This is a genomic window from uncultured Azohydromonas sp., from assembly GCF_937926365.1.
Lineage (GTDB): Bacteria > Pseudomonadota > Gammaproteobacteria > Burkholderiales > Burkholderiaceae_C > Azohydromonas.
The window spans coordinates 51,840-71,860 of sequence record NZ_CALAOH010000255.1 but is presented as its reverse complement, the minus strand read 5'-3'; the positions used below and the strand labels follow the sequence as shown (position 1 = coordinate 71,860).

The following is a 20,021-nucleotide window of genomic DNA, read 5'->3' as shown; positions in this document are numbered from 1 at the left end:
GCGGTCACCAGATCTTGTGCGGGCTGGGCTTGAAGGCCCCCCGACGGAGACACCTGCCAGCGAGGTCCTCGCGCGGCTCCTTCGGCAGCGTGCGCAGGAACTCCAGGCGGCAGTTCGCATCGTTGACTTCCAGCTGTGTCTCCGGCTTGGGCTCGGGTTGAGGCGAGCAGGCGCACAACACGGCCGCCAGTGCGAAGGCCGCTGCCAGAGCAGGACGGCGTGCCGCGCCCATCACCACTCCCGGCGAGGGCTCGCCACGAAGGTACCGGCGCGGAAAGCCTCCCCGGCTACGTCCTCGCGGGCTTCACGGTCAGCCAGTGCCTGCTGCCGTGTCACGAGGGCCGCTTGCTGCGCCACGAGGATGCCCCGTATCTGCAGCAGTTGGTTGGACTGCTGGGCAGCCAGCATGTTGGCCGCGCCGATGGCCTCCATCTGCCCCTGTGCGCCCTGCGCGGTCGCCTGCAACTGCTGAAGGCGCCGCGCGTCGGCAGCCATGGCGTTTTGCTGTTGATCCAACGTGCGGATAGAGGACTCGTTGGTCAGCCGTTGCGCCTCGGAAAGCCTTGCCTCAGCCTCCCGCAACAGCGCAAGTTGATCTGCACTGCATCCCTTGCCGTTGAAACACGGCAATCCCCTGTATTGCCCCATGTCCTTGATGGTGCGCAGGTAGGTATCCAGGCTTGAGTACCTTCGCTTGTAGTAGTCGAGCATGAACATCGCGTCGCGCAGTTGGTCCATGGTTCTCGTGGCCTGGTCCCACACGTAAGCCGCAGGAGCTACGGCGTTCTTGATCTGCAGGTAATACTGCTCAAGCTGGGTCCTGTATTCCTGAATCTGCTTGATCGTCTGCGCGACGCTCTCGTTGGCCGTGATCGTGTTCTGAATCGCGTTGAGGATGTCCGTGGTCGGAATCTGTGCGCGCGCGTTGGTGCTGGCCACGAAGACCATGGCGACGGCGATCTTGGCGAGGCGGCCTTTCATTTCTGCTCCTTGCGGGGGTCGTTTTCGAGCCACTGCAGGGTCGGTGGTGGAGCAAAATTTGGCGCTGTGCAGGTCGCATTTGTCGTGCCCCCTCGTTGCGCGATGGCAAGCTGCATTTCCATGCACTGCCGGTACACCGTCACAGCATCCTGTATTACCTTGAACTGAAGCTGAATCATTTGGTTGTAGCGATCAACGGCTTCCTTGCCATAGAAGCTTCCCGGCGCGGGCGCGTTGGCGTCAGTTGCCGCAACGGCAGCTTGGACGGCGACGCTGGCGGCAGCGAGAAGCGCCGTCGTGATCTTGGCGAGGCGAACTTTCATCAGCGGTTCCTTTGGTAGTCGAAGGGTTGGTAGGGACCGGGAAACTTCAGGTCCTTCGTGACAACGACGTTGAAGCGGAACCCGGGGCGGATCTCCAGCGTGGGAGACAGGTTGAGGTTCTTGGCGATCATCTGTGCCGTGACCTGGCCGAGCTGCTGGCCCAGGGCCTCGCTCAGGGCGCTGCTGGCCGTGGGCGCGAACTGGTTGTGCCCGCGGTTCTGGCTGTAGGTGATGCCGCCCACGATGCCGCTCATGAGGAAGGCCGAGGCGAAGGTGCGCACGAGATGCCGGTTCACCTTGTCCGACAGGCCCGAGTAGCCGGCCGGATCGGCGCCGGGCATCGCGCCCAGGTCCAGCGTCTTGCCATCCGGAAAGACCAACCGCTGCCACGCCACCACCACGCGCGACTGACCGTAGCCCACGTCACTGGAGTAGGCGCCGACGAGCTGCGTGCCCTGCGGAATCAGCAGGTGCTCTCCCGTGGCCGTGTCGAACACGTTGCGCGACACCTGTCCCCTGATCTGCCCCGGGAGCTCGGAATTGATCCCGTCCTGGAGAAGCGCCGGGATCACGCCGCCGGCCAGCAGCGTGTAGGGCGACTCTGGTGGGAGTACCTGCGCGTCGTGCGCCCAACGGTTGGGCTGGCCGTCGAACTGGGCCATGCCGGTGCGAGACGGGGCCGCGGCGGGCATCGAGCCGCCAGCACCGCCGTGCGCGGCGCGGAGCTGCGCCAGGCGCTGCTGGTAGGCCGCATTCACTTCCTGGCCCGCGTTGCCGGCGCCGGCGGCCTGCTGCTGCACCTGGGACAGGCGGGCAAGCATTTCCTCGCGCGAAGCCGGGGCGCCGCCACCACCGCCGCCCGTGTGCTGCAGCGCGAACTTCACCGTCGTCGGGGCCTGCAACGCCTGCTCGGCCATCTGCAGCCGGCGCTGCCTGATCTGGTCGGCGACGGGGTCCGTCACCGGAGCTGGAGCGCCACCGCCACCGGGCGGCATCGGCGGCATGCCGGCCGCGCTCCGCCCAGGCGGGGGCGGCGGCGTGTCGAGGTCATCCCCGGGCGGGCGCGCGACCATGACAGCGCTGGCCGCGGGTGCCGGCGCGGGCGGCGTGGGCGGGGCCGCCGCTGGGACCACGGCTCCCTGGTACTGGCCGGTGATGGCCTTGGCCGCCGACAGCGAGCTGGTGCCCGCGGTGGTCGGCTGCGCCGCCTGCGCTTCCATCTGCTGCCGGGCCGCACGCTGCCAAGCCACCGACGCCATCACGGCCACGAAGAGGGACAGGCCGCCCGTTGCCAGGTAGATCGGCACCCGGTTGACGCGGCGCACGCCGGCACTGCCGGGCGACGCATCGGGCGACAAGAGGTCCTGCTGGGCCATGCTCACTCCTTGCGAGCCCAGGCGCCGGCCGGCACCAGCGCGTTGCCCTGCGGCACATAGGCCCGGGCCAGGGATTGGCTGCCCACGGCCACCATGACGCGAAACACGGGGCCCGCCTGATCGGCCACGTAGCGCAGCGGCAGCGTGTCTTCAGGGGCCTTGCCGCCCTCCTGCACGGCGTAGCCGCTGGCGCGCAGGCCTTGCAGCAGCGCGGCCCCGAAGGCGTCCTTGGCCGGCTGCTCCAGGACCAGGCGCGTCCTGGCGGGCGGATAGACGGCGACGAGCTGGCGCACGGCGTCGGCTGCGAGCCGGGGCTGGTCGATGCCGGCCGGCAGGTAGTTGCCCTGCGGCGCCTCGGTCCTACTGGTGGCGCAGCCGGCCAGGACCAGCGCGAACACGGCCGCGGTGAGGATGTTGTTCATCACTTGGTCCTGCGGGTGATCGTCACGCGCTGCTGGTCTCTGCCCGCACCTGCGATCAGGATGGCCTTGTCGAAAACGGCGTCCACGATGTACCGGCCGTTTTGGTAGCGGGTGGCGATGCGATCGGGCTCGTCGTCCGAGAAGATCCCGCCTGCCCTGCGCAGCAGCACCAGCGAGAGCAGCTCGCCGTTGGCCGTCCCGGGTGGCATCTCCACCACCGTCTTGCGGCCGTCGTTGTAGACGCGCACCGGGCGTAGGTCTTTCGGGCCGTCGAGGTCGTAGTCGAAGCTCAGGTCGCCCAGGTACTCGCCGGTGGCAGGGATGGTGCGTTCCTGGCGCTCCTGCTGCTGCAGGCGTCGCACCTGGGCCACCTTGGCGTTGGCGTCCTCGGGGTACTCGAAGCCCACCGTGGTCATGTTCTCGGTGAGGTGCGAGCGCAGCTTGAAGGTGTAGCGGCGCCGGTCGGTGAACACGAACAGCGTGGTTTGCAGGCCCACGTCCTTGGGCTTGATAACCAGGTGCAGCGTCTCGTGGGCTCCGCTGCCCTCGATGGCGGGCTCCACGGTCCAGCGGGCCGCGTCGCCCAGGTGAACCCCGCCCTCGTTGATGTTCTCGCCCGGCTGCAGGGCCAGGTCGCAGCCGTGCAGCACCGCGCACACCAGCGTGGCCTGCTGCGCGCCGTAGACGAAGCGGACCTGCCCATTGGGACCAGGCACGGGCGCCATGCCGGAAGCCGAGGACTCCCAGCGGCTGGTGACGCTCAGGGCCTGGCGCTGCTGCTTCGTGAGCTTCGGGCCGCCATTCCCCGAGAGAAGCTGCTGCGCAGCCGGGTCGGCCGCCATGGCGGGCGCAGCCAGCAGGGCTGCGCACACCGCGATCAGGTGCTTCTTCATCGCTACCCTTACTTGATCTGCGTCCAGGAGAAGTCGCTGACGAAGATGCGCGCGGGGTTCAGGGCCAGCTCGGCATCGGGCGTGTTGATCGGCGTGCTGGTGGCCACAGTAAACGTCACCAGGGCGCGCATGCGCACAGCCCCAAGCTGCGAGCCCTGCCGGTCGTGCGTCACCTCTTCCCAGTCCACCTGCATCGTGGTGGGGCTTTGCAGGAGCACCGTGGCCTTGTCGACGCTGACCACCACCTTGGCCGCACGCTTGAACGGCGGATCGGACGCGAACCAGTCATCCATCCTGGTGCGGGCAGCCGTGTTGGGCGGCAACTTCGCGTAGACCCGCTCCACGGCCTTGGTCTGCACGAAAACGTCCGGTGTGACCAAACGGGCGTCCGCGATGAAGTCGCGCACGGCAGCGTTGATTACCAGCTGGCTGGCTGGTGCCACAGGCACGGCTGGCCCCAGCGGCTGCGTTTCGCCGTTGAGGCGCTCGACGTAGACATAGGGCACAAACTTGGACTGGCTGCCGATGTAGATCATCCCGCCCACGGCGGCCAGCGCAATCACCATGCCGAAGCCGCCCACCATGGTCCCGATGAAACCGCGGTTGATGGCTGAGCCGACGGCCAGATTCCACGTGCGCCGGGCGTTGAGATAGGGGTTCTCGGTGGCCGTGTCGGGGTCCTTGCGCAACAGGAGCCTGATGCGGCCACCCAGGGCCGAGAGCGTGGGGTTCATGCCGTCTTATATGGACGCCTCCCGTGTGGCAAGCGAGTTCTTGAAGTTCTGACTCGGCGGAATTGACTGCGGTCTTATATCCGGCCTACTGGTGCAGTCCGGGTACAAGCCCGCTGCTGGCCTTGATGGTCATTCGCTGGGTCGGTGCTCATCTCCATTGGGAGAACTTCGCCGTAAGGCTCGTTCCAGACAGCATGCAGCTTTACCCGACCCGCGGTCCGACCGCGTTGCCATCACTTCATCGACTCGACTCGCGCACTCTTTGCGGCATCCACTCCTTGGGTTAGGTTTGTTTACGTTGCAACCGCTTGTGCGGCGCAGCCCTTGGGCGGGGTGCTCTTCCACTCCCGCTGGTACTCACGCCCATGGGCCACCAAGGCCCAAGCCGTGCGTGCCATCTTGTTGGCCAGTGCCACGGCCACCACGTTCAGTGGCCGGCGCGCCAGCATCTGCTCCAGCCACCGAGGCTTGTGCTTGGCGTTCTCGATGACCGAGCGCGCGCCGTGAATGAGCAGCGTGCGCACGTACGGGTCACCGCGCTTGGAGATGTGCCCGATGTGCGTCTTGCCTCCCGTGCCGCTGTGCGCGGGCACCAGCCCCAAGCTGGCAGAGAACTCCCGGCCCGAGTGCCAGGCACTCCCGTCGCCCAGCGTGGCCGCCAGCGCCGTGGCTCCCAGCAGTCCGATGCCTGGCACCTCGCGCAGCGTGCGGGCGCTGTCGATTTGCTGCTGCAGTGATGCGAGCTGGTGCTCCAGCTCGTCGATGCGCTCCTCGAGCTGGGCCAGCGTCTGTAGCTGCCCATCCACCAAGGTGTGCATCACTGCTGGCAACTGCGCATCGATCTCGGCGCGCTGCTGTGCCAGCGCCCTCAACCCTGCTTGGCGTCCGCCGCGCAGTACGACACCGAACTCATAGAGCAGCCCACGCAGCGCGTTGACGGTGGCCGTGCGCACGCTCACCCAGTGCGAGCGCGTGCGGTGCAGCGCCAGTACCGCCTGCTGCTCAACACTCTTGACGCTCACACGGCGGATATCGGATTGCTGGGCCGCAAGCCAAATGGCTCGTGCATCGGCCGCATCGTCCTTGTTGCTGCGCACGAAGGGCTTGACCTGCTGCGTCGGCAGCAACTCCACCTGGTGGCCCAGCCCGCCCAGAACGCGTGCCCAGTGGTGCGCGCTGCCACAGGCCTCCATCGCAATGCGCACCGGCTGCAGCTGCGCAAAGTACGGCGCGAGCTTCGCGCGCGGCAGCTTCTTGCGTCCGATCTCGCCGGTTCGGGCATCGACCCAGTGCAGTTGCATCACGTTCTTCGCCAAGTCCAAGCCGTAGGTCGTACGATTCATCTGGGGCCTCCGTCTTCAGGAGTTGTTCAGCGCAACTCCACTCTGGCACTTCGATGCCGTCCGACGCGAGGCCCCACTCTTCACCTCTGGTCAGCGGTATTCCCACCGCCCGGCAAGTCGGGATGTCGGTTCAACAGGGGGGAGGCGTCCATACCATCTCCAGGTAGTCGTCGAGCTTCAGGCCGCGCATGGCGAGCCACTCGTGAATCCAGGCCTCGCCGTGCGTCTCTTCGAGCCGCCTGACGGTTGCCAGGGACACCGGGTCGGTGGCGCCGACGAAGGCCTGCGCCAGAGGGCCGAGGGCCAGCTCGTACAGGCGGCATCCCGGCTCGGACATGAGGTAGTACTGCTGCTTGGGCAGGGCCTTCGCCACGATCTGGATCTGCCGGTCGTTGAGACCGATGCGCCGGTACAGCGCGGTCATTTCCTCGGACACGGCATCCGGGTTGGGCAGCAGGATCTTCGTGGCCGTGGAGTCCACGATCACGTCGAAGATGCTGGACTTGGCCGCGTCGGTGAGGTTCTGCGTGGACAGCACGACGGCGCAGTTGAGCTTCGCCAGCGTCTTGAGCCACTTCCTGATCCACTGCTCGAAGATCGGGTGCAGCAGCATCAGCCAGGCCTCGTCCAGGTAGATCACGGCCGGCTGGCCCTTGAGGCTGCGCACCACGCGGCGGAACAGGTAGAGCAGCGCGGGGACCGCGTACTTGTCACCCAGCTCCATCAGCTCGCCCACCTCAAAGGTGTTGAACCGGCTGAAGCCCAGGGCATCCTCGGCCGCGTCCAGCAGGTGGCCCATGGCACCGTTGACGGTGTACTGCATCAGGGCCTCGCGCACGGCGTCGTCCTGGCAGGCATTGAAGAAGTCCGAGAGGGTCCTGCCGCCGTTCTGGTGCATGCTCAGGATGGCCGTGGCAATGGCGGTGCGCTGCTCGGGCGTGGTCTTGAAGTCGTTGAGCGCCAGCACCTTGTCGATCCAGTCCATGGCCCACGCGCGATCATTGCGGGTGTCCAGGAACTGCAGCGGCGCGAGCTGGGGCCGCTCATCGGCCGCGACGTTGAAGTGCCGGCCACGCACTGCCTTCGTGAGCGGGTACGCGCTCATGCCCGCCTCGAAGATGAAGACGGTCATGTGCTCGTAGCGCAGCGACTGCGCGGCCATCATCCCCAGGTGCGTGGACTTGCCCTTGCGGGTTGGGCCGATCATCAGCGTGTGGGCCAGGTCGCGCACGTGCAGGTTGAGGTGGAACGGCGTGCGGCCATGCGTCACGCACTGCATGAGCGCGGGAGAGCCCTTCGGGTAGTGCGGGCACGGTGCAGTCCGGCTGCCGCTCCACATGCTCGATAGCGGCAGGAAGTGCGCGAGGTTCATGGTGTTGACCAGCGGGCGGCGCACGTTCTGCACGCCGTGGCCCGGTAGGCTGCCAATGAAGGCGTCCAGCGTGTTGATGGTCTCGATGCGCGCGTTGAATCCCAGCCGCTGGATGACCTTCTGCGCCTCCTGGGCCGAGGCCACAGCCCGGTCCCGGCTCTCGTCCATGATCACGACGACGCTGGTGTAGTAGCCATCGGCCACCAGGTTGGAGCTCACCTCGGCCTTGGCGGCTTCCGCGTCCGCGACCATGTTGATGGCGTCGAGGTTGGCGCCGCCGACGTTGGTGTTGAAGACCTGGTCGAAGAAGCTGCGGGTCTTCTGCTTCCACTTCTTGCGGAACCTCTCCAGGTGGCTCAGGGCCTCGTGCTGGTCCATGAAAATGAACCGCGAGCTCCAGCGATATTCGCTGGGCAGCTCTGCCAGCGCCTGCAACATGCCAGACCAACTTTCATGCGGGAACCCGTCGATGGCGACGATCTGGATGAACTTGCGGCCGAGCAGCGGAATCGTGCCGGGGGTCAGCTCCTGGCCGCCGATGAGCAGGTCCAGGTAAGCCGGGTTGTCGGGCAACGCGATCGGGTGGTGCATCCCGGTGATGCAGCTCTGCAAGAAGGACAACTGGTCGTCCAGCGTGCGCCGGGTGCCCTCCTCGTCCGTTACCTGCTGGGCGCGCAGCCGCGTCATCTTCACCACGGACGACAGGCGGTTCTCGATGGCCGTGAGCTGCTGCTTGAACTGGTCGATGAGGCTGTGCGTGCGGCTGGTGTCGTCCGACTGCACGGCGTCGTCGTCAAACATGAGCTCCACCAGCTTGCGCTCGGCCAGCTTCGGGGGCAGCCACGTCAGCGTGATGACGAAGTAGCTCTCGAAGAGCGCGCCGGGCCTGGTGAACTGGCGGCGGCGCTCTTCGTCAATGGCGGCCGACACGGGGTCGGGGAAGCGGCAGAGGTGGCGTTCAGGGTAGGTGGACGCCGGGCGCCGGCCTGCATCGACGTTGAGCATCCAGCCGTTGCCCAGCGGCGCCAGGGCCTTGTTGAGCATCGCAGTGATGGCGTCGCGCTGCTTGTCCGTGCTGTTGGCCTGATCCTCGCCGCGGTAGAGATAGGAGGCCTGGAAGCCGGCGTCCTTGCCAACCACGATCCCGTCCTCGACGACGGCCGCGTAGTTCAGCAGGTCGGCCACGCCTGCATCCTTCGAGCGGTGGCGCTTGAGCCGCAGGGCAGCGTCCACACCCTTGAGTCGGAAGGCGAGCCCCGCCAAGGTCGCCGCGCCCGCCGCCGCAACGGCGAGGGTGGTGGGTACGATCATTTGTACTGCTTCCCCTGGGTGGCCGTGTTGACGCGGAACGGCGTCGAGCGCGGCGGGTAGTACCGCTGCCGGTAGCAGCGCAGGGAGCGCATGTAGACCTGGCGCATGAGCGGGTCCGACTTCGCCATGAGCCGCCAGCCGTACAGCGAGGCGAACCAGCCGGCCACTCCGTAGAGGATGGCCTGCCATTCCATGGCCGAGAAGATCAGGGCCGCGGCCAGCAGGCCACAGACCATGACGAGCTCACGGTCCCCGCCCATGAACAGGTTGGGACGGTTGGCCGAAGCTCGCACAGGGACCTTGTGCAGCGCCATGACTCAGGCCTCCTGGCTGTGGTGCGCCGCCGCGGCGATCGAGGCGCCGCGACCGAAGGTGCCGGCCAGCCAGTTCTGCGCCGCGATCAGGATGGAGATGATCATGACGATCAGCACCATGGTCCTGAAGAAGGCGTTGAGGTCAGAGCCAAAGATGAGAATCGAGCCGGCCACCACGATGCCGATCAGCGACACGACGAAGGCTACCGGTCCAGTGACGGAAGCGCGGAGCTGGTCCAGCGGCCCCTCCCAAGGCATGCCGCCGCCTGCGCCCGCCGCGGCATGTGCCAGGTTGGGCATCAGCGCCAGCACGGCCACCGCCAGCAGGGAGCCGAGCACGAGGCTGGCAGGTTTCAAAAGGCGAGCTTGGGCCCTGGAGTGCATGGAATGCTCCTGGTTGCTGAGGTAACGGTCAGAGGAACGTGGTGACGAAGGCGCCGTCCCTGAATCCATCCACGCCCAGGATTCCCTGGACACGGCGAGAGCCATCCGGTAACCGGGCGATATGGACGATGGCGTGGACCGCCTCGGCGATCAGCGGCTCCATCGGCCTCGGGGACTCCGGGTGCATGCTCACGAGCATCTGCAGCCGGCTCAGTGCAGCGCGCGGGTTGTTGGCGTGAACCGTGGCGAGGCCGCCCTCATGGCCCGTGTTCCAGGCCGAGAGCAGGTCCATGGCATCGGGGCCGCGGGTTTCGCCGACGATGATCCTGTCCGGCCGGGCGCGCAGCGCGTGCTTGATCAGGTCGCGCATGCTCACGTCGGTGGTGGTGTGCCACTGCGCGTAGTTCGCGGCCCGGCACTGAATCTCGCCCGTGTCCTCGATGAGGATCAGCCGGTCATCCGGAAAGGCATCCGTGATCTCGCCGATGAGGGCGTTGGCAAGCGTGGTCTTGCCCGAGCCCGTGCCGCCCGAGACGATGACGTTGCGGCGCTCGCGCACGGCCTTGACGATGGCCGTGAACTGGGCATCGGTCATGATTCCCCGGGCCACGTAGTCGTCCAGCGTGAAGACCTTGATGGCCTTCTTGCGGATCTGGAAGGACGCCGCTGGAACGATGGGCGGCAGCTGCGCGGCGAAGCGGCTGCCGTCGATGGGCAGTTCGCACTCCAGCAGCGGGGACGTGCGCCTGACTTCCTTGCGGTGGAAGCCGGCAACGTTTTCGAGGATGGACTGCGCCTTCGCGGCGCTCATCGTGCCGATCCTGCACATCGGCTCGCCCAGGCACTCGACCCACAGCGAGCCGTCCGGATTGAGGATCAGCTCGATGGTCCTGGGGTCGTGCAGGACAGCCAGCAGCTCGGGACCGAAGGCGCGCTCAATGGCCTGCTTGGCCCGGTCCTCGGTCGTAGCGACTTGCGGAGCATTCTGCGACATGCCCCGCAAGATATAGTGAACGCCCGGCTCACACAAGTGTCCGGAATAGAGATAGGTTCTTTGCTGTCTACTTGTCCATCATCTTGCGCGCGTCCTGTGCCCACTTCTTTGCAACGAAGGCCTGATAGTCCGTGAGCACCAGAGAGACGCGCTGGAAACCCTTGGGCAGACTTTGGGATGGCTTATGGCCCGCAAGCAACTCCAGCCCTTCAGGTGGAAGGTCGCAGCGTTCCAACAGAAGAGGAAGCGGCATTTCGAGCGCGGTTGCGATCTTCGCCATGACCTTGAGCGACGGATTGCCGCGCCCTGTGGTGAGATCCGATATGAACGAGACCGACACCCCTGAATCGCGAGAGAGGTCATGTTTGGACTTGCCTTGCTCCTCAAGGCACTGCAGCACGTTGGTCAGGAAGATCATGTACTCGAGCAATGTGCCCTCCCTTGTTCTTTAGCCGCTGAAGGATTTCTTGCGGGAGTCGTCGATAGCCAGTGTGGCAAGATGCGTTGGCGCCACGCCTCGGAAGCAGATTCTTACAGACGCCTGGTTCACCGGACGAGCATGCTGCCCAGCGTACGTTTTCGGCTTGGGGAACTCATGGCCAATACTCCTCGCAAGACCGACCCGCTGGATTTCCTGCTCATGGCGGTAGTTCTTCTGTGGCCACTGCTGCGCTGGGGAATCGCCCTGCTGGTGGTCGTGTTCTTCGTGATCGGCCATTGGTTCACCGCCCTGGGCTGCTTCGTTCTGCTCAGCTTCTTGAGTTGGTGGGTGGCCTACGGCAAGCTGCCAGACTAACTAATAGAAATTCGCAGGATCAGAAAAATAAACCATGGTAATGAGAACCCGGAAAGAGCGGAGCTGGGCCAGGCGCCCCTCAGCGCGGATGGAGACAGCCAGATGGCTGTGAAGACGCCGACGAAGCTAACTGCGACGGATGGGCCCCGGAAATCGGGAAGGCCGGCCAGTCCGCTGAGCACCGCCGCGCCTGCAGTAATGAGCGGCGCCCCGCTGGAGTTGCCGCTGGACGCGGTATCCCCCGACCCCAATCAACCCCGCCGCGCCAAGAACCCGGGCTATGCCGCGGAGAAGCTGGGCGAGCTTGCAAATTCGATCAAGGCTCGTGGGCAGAAGCAGGCCATATCGGTCCGCGTCAACCCGGGCGAGCCGGGGCGCTACTTCATCAACCACGGGGAGCGACGCTGGCGGGCGTGCGCCATGGCCGGCCTTTCCACGGTGAAGGCCTTCATCGACAACGACTTCGAGCGCGTGGATCAGGTCATCGAGAACCTGCAGCGCGAAGGCCTGACCCCCCGGGAGATTGCTGATTTCATCGGCCAGGAGCTGGCACGCGGGAAGCGCAAGGCCGATATCGCGCGCGAGCTCGGGAAGTCGGCCGCCTTCGTCACGCAGCACGTCACCCTGCTGGACCTGCCAGACCCCATTGCCGAGGCCTTCGAAGCTGGCCGTGTCAACGACGTCACGGTGGTGAACGAGTTGGTGGTCGCGCTCAGGAAGAACCCCATGGAGGTGGCTGCCTGGATCAAGAACAAGGAACAGGAAATCACCCGTGGCACCGTCAGAGGGCTGCGCGAGTACCTCGAAGAGATAGGGAGACTGGCTGCGCCGAGCCCTGCCCCAGCGGTCGATGAGGCGGCGGCCACAGAAGCGTCAACGCGGCGCCTGCCCTCCCCACCTTCCGACAAGACCAGCGAGCGCATGCATCGCCTGTGGATCGAGGTCGGCGTGGACGGCCGCGCCGCGCGTCTGCTCACGACGCGGCGCCCGACTGCTTCCGGCCGGGCCTGGGTCCGCTTTCTCGCCGATGGGCAGGAGGTGGACGTGGACCTTGCCTCGGTCAGCCTGGTGACCTTCCATGAAGGTTGAGCAGCCCCCCAAGCGCCGCCTCGTGGTCATGAACGGCCACCGGGTTCTCCAGGTCCTGGCCGATGACGACTGGGACATCGAGAAGGTGGAGAAGGCCCACGGGATACGCCCCGGGGTCTACGAACTGTTCAAGGCGAGCGAGGCGGATCGATCCAAGCCAGCCACAGGCGTCGTCGTCCACGTGGACGAGCTGCAGACGTACCTGCAGACGAATGCCGGCCTCTTCAGGCACGACCTGGCTGCTTTTGACCATGCGCCTCCGGTCGGGGGCCGGGTCACCGTTTCCTACGACAGCCAAGGCCGCGCCAGCTTCGACGCGTAGCCTGCCAAGGCCGGCGCCCGCTGATCCTGGGTCAGGTCCTTCCGCGGGGCCTGACCACCTCCTGCATTACCTTCGCCAGTTCATCCTGCTGCGCCGCGATCCGCTCCAGCAGTACCTGCACCGTGGCCGGCGTGAAGCACGCCGTGCGGCCGTCTCCGGCCAGCCACAGCTTCAGCAGCCCGCCCAGCCGCCCGAGGTCTCCGTTGATGCGCGCCAGTTCGCGCACCGCATCCAGGTCCACGGCGCTGTGCAGCTTGTACCCCTGGCCAACCTCGCGCAAGTAGCGCGCCACGGGCCGACGCGCTTGCTTTGCCAGGGCTTCGATCGCTGCCTTCTCTTCCGGCAGCACCGGCACGCGCAAGTGCTGATAGCGGGGCTTCCTCCGTCCTTCTGTCATCACGATCCGTCCTCAAGGTGATCGGCGGAAGTCGCCCGGGCCTCGCCAGATGCCGTCGAGCGCAGCGAGTAAGGAGAAGTGGAGGTGGACAACCGGCGTGCCGGTTGGCCAACTCCACCTATCTTGCCCGCGCTTTGTCGTTCGGAAACACCACGGTAGCTCAGCAGGTATCGTTCGGTTTTTCCGCTGAACTTGTGCTGAACTGCCGCTGTTCGCATTAGGATATGGCGAACGGCCCCCTAAAGCATGGAAATGCGGCTTCTTCAGCGACATCCCAGCGCAGCTACAGCGTCGATACAGCGGTGCTTCCGTGCTGTTACAGGGTTGATACAGCGGTACTTCAGCGATCCGCGCAGCGGAGATGCAGCGATGCGGGAGCGCTCGCACGGTGCGCAGAGGCGGCAGCTGTGCTGAAGCCGCGCACCGCTTACGTGGAAGAGCTGGCTGCCTGGGTCCAGGACCAGCCGCCGAAGAGGCGCGGGCAGGACACGAACGCGGTGGCTTTCCTGGCCGTGCGCGAGGACGTGGAAGCAGCCATTGCGGCCGGCTTCCCTCTCACAACGATCTGGCGCCACTTGCACGAGACGCGCCGGCTGGGCTTCCGCTACGACACGTTCCTGAAGTACGTGCGCAAGCACGTGAGGCGCGATGCACCAGCAGCGCCTGCGCAGTCCGTTGCGGCTTCCCCGCCCTGCCCTGCGCCTGTTTCCTCTCCAGTTCCCCCACCCGAGCCGCGACGCACCGGCACGACCGTGCCGGGCTTCCGCTTCACGGCGGCCACTGACCCGAAGGAGCTTTTCTGATGAGCAAGATCAACTTCGTCCTGCAGGGCAAGGGTGGCGTGGGCAAGTCGATGGTGGCGGCCATGCTGGCCCAGTACAAGCAGGCCAAGGGGCACAGCCCGCTGTGCATCGACACCGACCCGGTTAACGCGACCTTCGCCGGCTACAAGACGCTGGACGTCAGGCGGGTGGAGCTGCTGGCCGGCGATGAGATCGACACGCGCCGCTTCGACTCGATGGTGGAGCTGCTCGCTACTGCGCAGGCCGACGTGATCGTGGACAACGGCGCCAGCTCCTTCGTGCCGCTGTCGCACTACCTCATTTCCAACGAGGTGCCGGCGCTGCTCAAGGACTTGGGCCATGAGCTGGTGGTCCACACGGTGGTCACGGGTGGCCAGGCCCTGGTGGACACGGTGTCGGGGTTCGCGCAGCTCGCCACGCAGTTTCCGGTCGATTGCTTGTTCATCGTGTGGCTGAACCCGTATTTCGGGCCGGTGACGACCGAGGACGGCAAGCCCTTCGAGGCGATGAAGGCGTACACCTCGAACAAGGCGCGGGTGTCGGCGCTGGTGCAGCTTCCGGCCCTCAAGGGGGAGACCTACGGGCGCGACCTCAGCGACATGCTGCAGGCGCGCAGGACGTTCGAGGAAACGCTGGGCACGGCCGCGGTGCCGCTGATGACGCGGCAGCGGCTGAAGATCGTGCGCGACCAGCTCTTTCGGCAGCTCGACGGCGCGGCGGTGCTGTGATGGCCACGGGCGACCGCATCGAGCACGTGATCCGGGAGATCGCCGCCCGGCACGGCGTCGGGCTCACCCGCGACGACCCGGTCCTCATGCTGCTGACGATCAACGAGCACCTGCTGGCCGCCGGCGAGGAGCAGCAGCGCCAGCTGCTCGACGCCTTCAAGTCCGAGCTGGAAGCCATCGCCCGGCGCAGCGGCGAGAGCGCGCGCGTCCAGGCCGAGAAGGCGCTGCAGGCGGCGCTGGAAACGAGCCGGGAGGCGATGGCGGCGGCAGCCCAGCAATGCGCAGCGGCGACGTCCACCGGTCTCCAGGCCCTGGTCCGGACGCACGCCCACCAGACAGCCGCCCACCTCAGGCACGTGCGGCAGGTGGCCCTGATCAACCTGGGCGGTGGCCTCATGACGCTGGTGGCCGCGCTGGTGCTGGCCTGGGTGGCGATCTAGGGACGCTGCCGGACCGATCCTTCAGCGGCTGAAGACCCGTGATCGCCAAGCACGTCCCGATGCGCGTGCTGCGCAAGAGCAGCATGGCTGGGCTGGTGGGGTACCTCACCGACCAGCAAGGCTTGACCGAGCGCGTCGGGGACATCCGCATCACCCACTGCGAGGCCGCGACGCTGGGCGCGGCCGTGAGCGAGATGCTGGCCGTGCAGCAGCTCAACACCCGGGCGCAGTCGGATCTCACCTACCACCTGCTGGTGAGCTTCCCGGCTGGGGAGAACCCCTCGCCCGAAACGCTGGCGGCGATCGAAGAGCGGCTGTGCAAGGCGCTGGGCTTCGAAGGACACCAGCGGATCAGTGTCGTCCACCACGACACCGACCACCTGCACATGCACATCGGCATCAACAAGGTCCACCCGCAGCGGCTGACCCTGAAGGAGCCCTACCTCGCCTACAAGACGCTGGCCGTGATGTGCGATCGGCTGGAGCGCGAGTACGGGCTGCAGGCGGTGAACCACACGCCGCGGCGGAGCGTGGGCGAGGGCAAGGCGGCCGATATGGAGCAGCACGCCGCCGTCGAGAGCCTCGTGAGCTGGGTGCGGCGCGAGTGCCTGGACCACGTGCACGCGGCCACCACCTGGCAGGAACTGCACCACGAGCTGGCCGACCATGGGCTGGAGCTGCGCGAGCGCGGCGCCGGGCTGATCTTCGCCTCCCAGGACGGCACCTTCGTGAAGGCCAGCACCGTGGACCGCGGCCTGTCGAAGAAGGCTCTGGAAGCCAGGCTGGGCGCCTTCCAGGCACCGGTGGGCCTGGTGCGGCCCTGGGCGAGCAAGTCCTACCGCAAGGGACCGGTGCGTAGCCGCGTGGACACCACCGAGCTCTACGCCCGCTACCGCGCGCAGCGCGAGGCTGTGGGCGACCAGCGGGCCGAGGCACTGGGCGTTGCCCGCAGGCGCAAGGCCGAGGCACTGGCGGCGGCGAAGCGGGCCTATGCGCTGCAGCGTGCCGCGATCCGGCTTTCTGACGGCAAGGGCATCGACAAGCGCCTCGTCTACGCCACCGCGAGTTTCCAGATGCGCCAGAGGCTGCAGGCTATCTACCGCGCCTACGAAGCGGAACGCGCGGCGATCCTGAAGGACCACCAGCACCAAGCCTGGGCCGACTGGCTCAAGGCCGAGGCCGTGAAGGGCAACAGCGAGGCGCTGGCGGCGCTGCGGGCCAGGGCCAAGGCCTCGAACCTGCGCGGCCACACCGTGCGCGCGCAAGGCCTGACCGAGTCCACCGGCGCCAGCCCTGAAGTCGAGAACGTCACCAAGGCCGGCACTGTCGTCTACCGGGCCGGCGCCAGCGCCGTGCGCGATGACGGCCAGCGGCTGCAGGTCTCGCGTGCGGCCGACCAGGACGCGGTGCAGGCGGCGCTGAAGCTGGCCCGCCAGCGCTACGGCGACCGCATCACCGTCAGCGGCTCCCAGCGATTCCGTATGGCCGTGGTGCGCGCGGCGGTGGAGCTGGCGCTGCCGGTCACTTTCACCGACCCCGGCCTTGAGCGGCAGCGCCAGGCCCTGATGCGCAAGGAGCCCCCTCATGGAACGGATGAGCGACGAGGACCTGATCAACGAGACGATGGCCGCCCTGGGCGAGCCGCCCGATCTGGAACTGACGCGGCTGGCGCTGCCCGCCATGCCCACGGTCGAAAGCCCAACCCTGGCGGCGCTGCCCAAGGTGCGCCGCCCCGATCCCGTCACCGTGTGCCAGACCTGCCCGAACGCAATGTGGCAGGCCAACGAGCAGGACGTGAGCTGCTACTGCCGGGTGATGTACGTCACGGTGTGGAGCAACAAGGAGCCCAAGCACCTGACGCACTGCGACGGCCCGTGGATCGGGCAGGAAGAGAAGGAGGAGTAAACCGCCCGCCCGTGGGCCGCCCGGGGTCGAAGGCCCCGCCCAAGGCCGAGGCGCGGCTGCGCACCGGCGCCGGCGTGGGCGTGCGTGCGCCGGCGGCGCCACGGCCAGCGCCAGCTGCCCCCGCCTGGCCGATACCCGGCGCGAAGCTGGCGCCGCAAGCCTACGCCGCCGCGGACAGCTACATCGAGGAGCGCGAGGGCAAGCGTGCGCGCGGCATCGACGTGCCCAGGCACGTGCGCTACAGCCCGACCAAGCAGCCCCTTTCCTTCGCAGGCCTGCGCAGCGTCGATGGCTGCACGCTGGCCCTGCTCGACCGCGGCGATGCGGTGCTGGTGATGCCAGTTGACTTCACAACTGTCTGGCGGCTGAAGTCCGTATCCATCGGGCAATCCATCACCGTCACCCCCACGGGCTCGCTGGCTGCGAGCCATTCCAGAGGACGAAGCCGATGACCCGCTCCATGACAGTGAACAACCCTGCCGTCGGGCCGCAGGTGCGCCAGCGCCGCAGGACCCGTGGCAAGCTGGTGCCCATCATGGGCACCGCCTCGCTGGCGGGTGGCTTGTGGGCAGCCACGCAGCACTTCGCCCATACCTTCGACTACCACGCCAGCCTCGGGATGAGCGTGGGCCACGTGTACCTGCCCTGGCACGTGCTGGGCTGGGCCGCGAAGTGGAGCGAGGTCTACCCGCAGCAGCTGATGACTTCGGGTAGCGTCGGCGCGATGGTGGCCGCGGGCGGCCTGATCGCCACCATGGTCGTGAAGATGGTCGAGGCCAGCAAGCCCACGGGCAACCAGTACATGCACGGCAGTGCCCGCTGGGCCACGCTGAAGGACATTCAGGCAGCAGGCCTGCTGCCACGCGAGGCACGGAGCTGGCGCGAGAGGATGCACAAGCTGCCGCCGCCGTCAGCCCTGGCCTGCTACGTGGGCGGCTGGATCGACAAGCAGGGCGTGCTGCGCTACCTGCGCCACACCGGGCCGGAACACGTCCTGTGCTACGCCCCCACCAGGTCCGGCAAGGGCGTGGGCCTGGTGATCCCGACACTGCTTTCCTGGGTCAAGAGCGCCTTCATCACGGACCTCAAGGGCGAACTGTGGGAGCTGACCTCGGGCTGGCGAAAGCTCTTCGCCGGCAACAAGGTGCTGAAGTTCGAGCCGGCTGCGCTGGACAGCGCGCACTGGAATGCGCTGGACGAGGTGCGTCTCGGGACCGAGCACGAAGTCGGGGACGTCCAGAACATCGCGCAGATGATCGTGGATCCCGATGGCAAGGGGCTGGAGTCGCACTGGCAGAAGACCAGCTTTGCCCTGCTGCAAGGGGTCATCCTGCATGCCCTGTACCGGGCCAGGAACGGCGACGGCCCGCGCGCGTCACTGCCGGTGGTGGACCACATGCTGGCCGACCCGGAGCGCGCGACGGCCGAGCTGTGGGTGGAGATGACGCAGTACCACCACCTCAACGGCGAGGTGCATCCCGTCGTCGGCGCCGCGGCGCGCGACCAGCTTGACCGGCACGAAGAGGAAGCCGGCTCGGTGCTGTCCACGCTCAAGAGCTACCTGTCGCTGTACCGCGATCCGGTTGTGGCCCGCAACGTCGCGGACAGCCACTTCCGTAGCAGGGACCTGATGCACCACGACAGCCCGGTGAGCCTGTACCTGGTCACCCAGCCCAGCGACAAGGAGCGGCTGCGCCCGCTGCTGCGGCTGCTGATCACGATGACGATACGGCTGCTGGCCGACAAGATCGGCTTCGAGCAGGGGCGTCCGAAGCCCAGCTACAAGCACAAGCTGCTGATGATGCTGGACGAGCTCACGGCCTTCCGCAGGCTGCCGATCCTCGAGGACGCGCTGTCGTGGATGGCCGGCTACGGCATCAAGGCCTTCCTGGTGATCCAGGACATCACGCAGCTTCGCCACCCTCAGCTGGGCTACGGGCCGAGCGAGACGATCAGCTCGAACTGCCACGTGCAGTGCGCCTTCCCGCCCAACCGGGTCGAGACGGCGGAGTACCTGTCGCGGCAGACCGGGCAGACCACCGTGCTCAAGGAGGCCATCACGGTCAGCGGCAAGCGTGTGGCCTTCATGGAGTCCAACGTCTCGCGCACGGTGCAGGAAGTCGCGCGCAACCTGCTCACGGCTGACGAGGCGATGCGCATGCCCGGCCCCGAGAAGGACAGCGCCGACCAGATCACGAAGGCCGGCGACATGGTGGTGTACGTGGCGGGCTACCCGGCGATCTACGGCAAGCAGCCGCTGTACTTCCAGGACCCCACCTTCCTGGCCCGCTCGCAAGTGGCGCCGCCCAAGACCAGCGACTGGATCGTGGCCGCGAACCAGCCGCGCATGGAGCAAGCAGCATGACCTGGCAAGCACCACCGACCCGCTGGGAGCAGTTCACCGACTCCATCGGTGTCTCGTTGCTGGCAAGCCTGTTTGTCATCCTGCTGATGGCCTGCTGGCACTTTTGGAAGGAGCGCAGCAACCGCAGGCCCGAGCAGCGCGGAAAGGACGCCCCACGCGGGGAAGACGTCCCGCATGGAAGGGACGGCCCATGAGGCGCTGGCACAAGTTTGCCCTGGCCGGCGTCGTGGCCGCCCCGCTAGCGCTGGGCGCCGCGGCCAAGGCGCTGGGCCTGTACTGGAACACCAGCCCGAGCATCCCGCTGGGCCTGTACCGCGCCACCAGCGAGCTGGTGCGCGTCGGGTCCTACGTCCTGCTGTGCCTGCCGCAGGGCGGCGTCTTCGAGCAGGCCTACCGGCGCGGCTACCTGGGCGTGGGCGTGTGCCCTGGTGGCGCCGGCTACGTCATGAAGCGCGTGATGGCAGCGCACGGCGACCACGTGGAGCTGGATGACGACGGCGTGCGCGTCAATGGCCAGCCGCTGCCCGACAGCGCCCCGGTGCGCTTCGACGGCGCCGGCCGGCTCATGCCGCACCTGCAGGCCACCAGCGCCACGCTGGCGCCCGACCAGGTCCTGCTCATGTCCGACCGGTTCGCCCTCTCCTTCGATGCCCGCTACTTCGGGCCGACCAGCCGCAGGCAGATCAAGACCGTGATCCGCCCCGTGTTCACCTACTGAGGAAAAGCCAC

The 20,021-nt window shown here is 67.1% G+C and carries 24 protein-coding genes; 10 read left to right on the top strand and 14 right to left on the bottom strand.

Translation table 11 applies throughout. From position 1 onward, the window contains the following. Positions 1–4 precede the first annotated feature (4 nt). The 13 genes from trbK to Q0741_RS28405 form a co-directional block, all read right to left on the bottom strand. Complete coding sequence (gene trbK, locus Q0741_RS28955; RefSeq protein ID WP_367184198.1) at positions 5–232, bottom strand: entry exclusion lipoprotein TrbK; 228 nt, start codon at positions 230–232, stop codon at positions 5–7. Further along, complete coding sequence (gene trbJ, locus Q0741_RS28460; RefSeq protein WP_298236560.1) at positions 232–981, bottom strand: P-type conjugative transfer protein TrbJ; 750 nt, start codon at positions 979–981, stop codon at positions 232–234. Before trbJ ends, trbK begins: the two co-directional genes overlap by 1 nt. After that, the gene (locus Q0741_RS28455) at positions 978–1,304 is read right to left on the bottom strand and encodes a hypothetical protein (protein ID WP_298236559.1); all 327 of its coding nucleotides are present in this window, start codon (positions 1,302–1,304) and stop codon (positions 978–980) included. Before Q0741_RS28455 ends, trbJ begins: the two co-directional genes overlap by 4 nt. Beyond that, complete coding sequence (locus Q0741_RS28450) at positions 1,304–2,680, bottom strand: TrbI/VirB10 family protein (RefSeq protein WP_298236558.1); 1,377 nt, start codon at positions 2,678–2,680, stop codon at positions 1,304–1,306. The genes Q0741_RS28455 and Q0741_RS28450 overlap by 1 nt, the downstream gene beginning before the upstream one ends. 2 nt (positions 2,681–2,682) lie before the next feature. Then, complete coding sequence (locus Q0741_RS28445; protein ID WP_298236557.1) at positions 2,683–3,102, bottom strand: conjugal transfer protein TrbH; 420 nt, start codon at positions 3,100–3,102, stop codon at positions 2,683–2,685. Then, positions 3,102–3,995 carry a P-type conjugative transfer protein TrbG gene (gene trbG, locus Q0741_RS28440; RefSeq protein WP_298236556.1) on the bottom strand — a complete coding sequence of 298 codons (894 nt, stop codon included), beginning with the start codon at positions 3,993–3,995 and terminating at the stop codon, positions 3,102–3,104. Before trbG ends, Q0741_RS28445 begins: the two co-directional genes overlap by 1 nt. A gap of 8 nt (positions 3,996–4,003) precedes the next feature. Continuing rightward, positions 4,004–4,729 carry a VirB8/TrbF family protein gene (locus Q0741_RS28435; RefSeq protein ID WP_298236555.1) on the bottom strand — a complete coding sequence of 242 codons (726 nt, stop codon included), beginning with the start codon at positions 4,727–4,729 and terminating at the stop codon, positions 4,004–4,006. Between the two features lie 293 nt (positions 4,730–5,022). Then, entirely contained in the window at positions 5,023–6,072 is a 1,050-nt protein-coding gene (locus tag Q0741_RS28430; protein WP_298236554.1) for an IS110 family transposase, read from the bottom strand. Between the two features lie 130 nt (positions 6,073–6,202). Continuing rightward, positions 6,203–8,755 (bottom strand): conjugal transfer protein TrbE, encoded by a 2,553-nt coding sequence (locus tag Q0741_RS28425; RefSeq protein ID WP_298236553.1) that lies wholly within the window; start codon positions 8,753–8,755, stop codon positions 6,203–6,205. Beyond that, positions 8,752–9,069, bottom strand: coding sequence for a conjugal transfer protein TrbD (locus tag Q0741_RS28420; protein ID WP_029002161.1), 318 nt, complete (start codon positions 9,067–9,069; stop codon positions 8,752–8,754). The genes Q0741_RS28425 and Q0741_RS28420 overlap by 4 nt, the downstream gene beginning before the upstream one ends. A gap of 3 nt (positions 9,070–9,072) precedes the next feature. Next, positions 9,073–9,453: a TrbC/VirB2 family protein gene (locus Q0741_RS28415; RefSeq protein ID WP_298236552.1), complete on the bottom strand. Its 381-nt coding sequence runs from the start codon at positions 9,451–9,453 to the stop codon at positions 9,073–9,075. Between the two features lie 28 nt (positions 9,454–9,481). Further along, on the bottom strand, positions 9,482–10,447 hold the full coding sequence (gene trbB / locus Q0741_RS28410; protein WP_298236551.1) for a P-type conjugative transfer ATPase TrbB: 966 nt from the start codon (positions 10,445–10,447) through the stop codon (positions 9,482–9,484). A gap of 67 nt (positions 10,448–10,514) precedes the next feature. After that, entirely contained in the window at positions 10,515–10,865 is a 351-nt protein-coding gene (locus Q0741_RS28405; RefSeq protein ID WP_298236550.1) for a helix-turn-helix domain-containing protein, read from the bottom strand. Between the two features lie 177 nt (positions 10,866–11,042). On the opposite strand from Q0741_RS28405, the gene Q0741_RS28400 reads away from it, so the two are divergent. The 3 genes from Q0741_RS28400 to Q0741_RS28390 all read left to right on the top strand — a co-directional run bounded on the left by Q0741_RS28400 (position 11,043) and on the right by Q0741_RS28390 (position 12,654). Then, the gene (locus Q0741_RS28400; protein ID WP_298236549.1) at positions 11,043–11,243 is read left to right on the top strand and encodes a hypothetical protein; all 201 of its coding nucleotides are present in this window, start codon (positions 11,043–11,045) and stop codon (positions 11,241–11,243) included. Between the two features lie 102 nt (positions 11,244–11,345). Beyond that, the gene (locus Q0741_RS28395) at positions 11,346–12,332 is read left to right on the top strand and encodes a ParB/RepB/Spo0J family partition protein (RefSeq protein ID WP_298236548.1); all 987 of its coding nucleotides are present in this window, start codon (positions 11,346–11,348) and stop codon (positions 12,330–12,332) included. Beyond that, positions 12,322–12,654, top strand: coding sequence for a KfrB domain-containing protein (locus tag Q0741_RS28390; RefSeq protein WP_298236547.1), 333 nt, complete (start codon positions 12,322–12,324; stop codon positions 12,652–12,654). Before Q0741_RS28395 ends, Q0741_RS28390 begins: the two co-directional genes overlap by 11 nt. Before the next feature lie 31 nt (positions 12,655–12,685). Here the strand turns inward: Q0741_RS28390 and traJ are convergent, their stop codons facing one another. Beyond that, positions 12,686–13,051 carry a conjugal transfer transcriptional regulator TraJ gene (gene traJ, locus Q0741_RS28385; protein WP_298236546.1) on the bottom strand — a complete coding sequence of 122 codons (366 nt, stop codon included), beginning with the start codon at positions 13,049–13,051 and terminating at the stop codon, positions 12,686–12,688. A 407-nt stretch (positions 13,052–13,458) separates the two neighbouring features. On the opposite strand from traJ, the gene Q0741_RS28380 reads away from it, so the two are divergent. The 7 genes from Q0741_RS28380 to traF are packed head-to-tail and all read left to right on the top strand — an operon-like array spanning position 13,459 to position 20,010. Continuing rightward, positions 13,459–13,854 carry a TraK family protein gene (locus tag Q0741_RS28380; protein WP_298236545.1) on the top strand — a complete coding sequence of 132 codons (396 nt, stop codon included), beginning with the start codon at positions 13,459–13,461 and terminating at the stop codon, positions 13,852–13,854. Continuing rightward, positions 13,854–14,582 (top strand): conjugal transfer protein TraL, encoded by a 729-nt coding sequence (locus tag Q0741_RS28375; RefSeq protein ID WP_298236544.1) that lies wholly within the window; start codon positions 13,854–13,856, stop codon positions 14,580–14,582. The genes Q0741_RS28380 and Q0741_RS28375 overlap by 1 nt, the downstream gene beginning before the upstream one ends. Next, entirely contained in the window at positions 14,582–15,022 is a 441-nt protein-coding gene (locus tag Q0741_RS28370; RefSeq protein WP_298236543.1) for a conjugal transfer protein TraM, read from the top strand. Before Q0741_RS28375 ends, Q0741_RS28370 begins: the two co-directional genes overlap by 1 nt. Positions 15,023–15,060: 38 nt before the next feature. Next, positions 15,061–17,379, top strand: coding sequence for a TraI/MobA(P) family conjugative relaxase (gene traI, locus Q0741_RS28365; RefSeq protein ID WP_298236542.1), 2,319 nt, complete (start codon positions 15,061–15,063; stop codon positions 17,377–17,379). A gap of 8 nt (positions 17,380–17,387) precedes the next feature. Continuing rightward, positions 17,388–19,292: a type IV secretory system conjugative DNA transfer family protein gene (locus tag Q0741_RS28360; RefSeq protein WP_298236541.1), complete on the top strand. Its 1,905-nt coding sequence runs from the start codon at positions 17,388–17,390 to the stop codon at positions 19,290–19,292. Continuing rightward, on the top strand, positions 19,289–19,486 hold the full coding sequence (locus Q0741_RS28355) for a hypothetical protein (RefSeq protein WP_156902255.1): 198 nt from the start codon (positions 19,289–19,291) through the stop codon (positions 19,484–19,486). The genes Q0741_RS28360 and Q0741_RS28355 overlap by 4 nt, the downstream gene beginning before the upstream one ends. Continuing rightward, the gene (gene traF / locus Q0741_RS28350) at positions 19,483–20,010 is read left to right on the top strand and encodes a conjugative transfer signal peptidase TraF (RefSeq protein ID WP_298236540.1); all 528 of its coding nucleotides are present in this window, start codon (positions 19,483–19,485) and stop codon (positions 20,008–20,010) included. The genes Q0741_RS28355 and traF overlap by 4 nt, the downstream gene beginning before the upstream one ends. Positions 20,011–20,021: the final 11 nt, after the last annotated feature.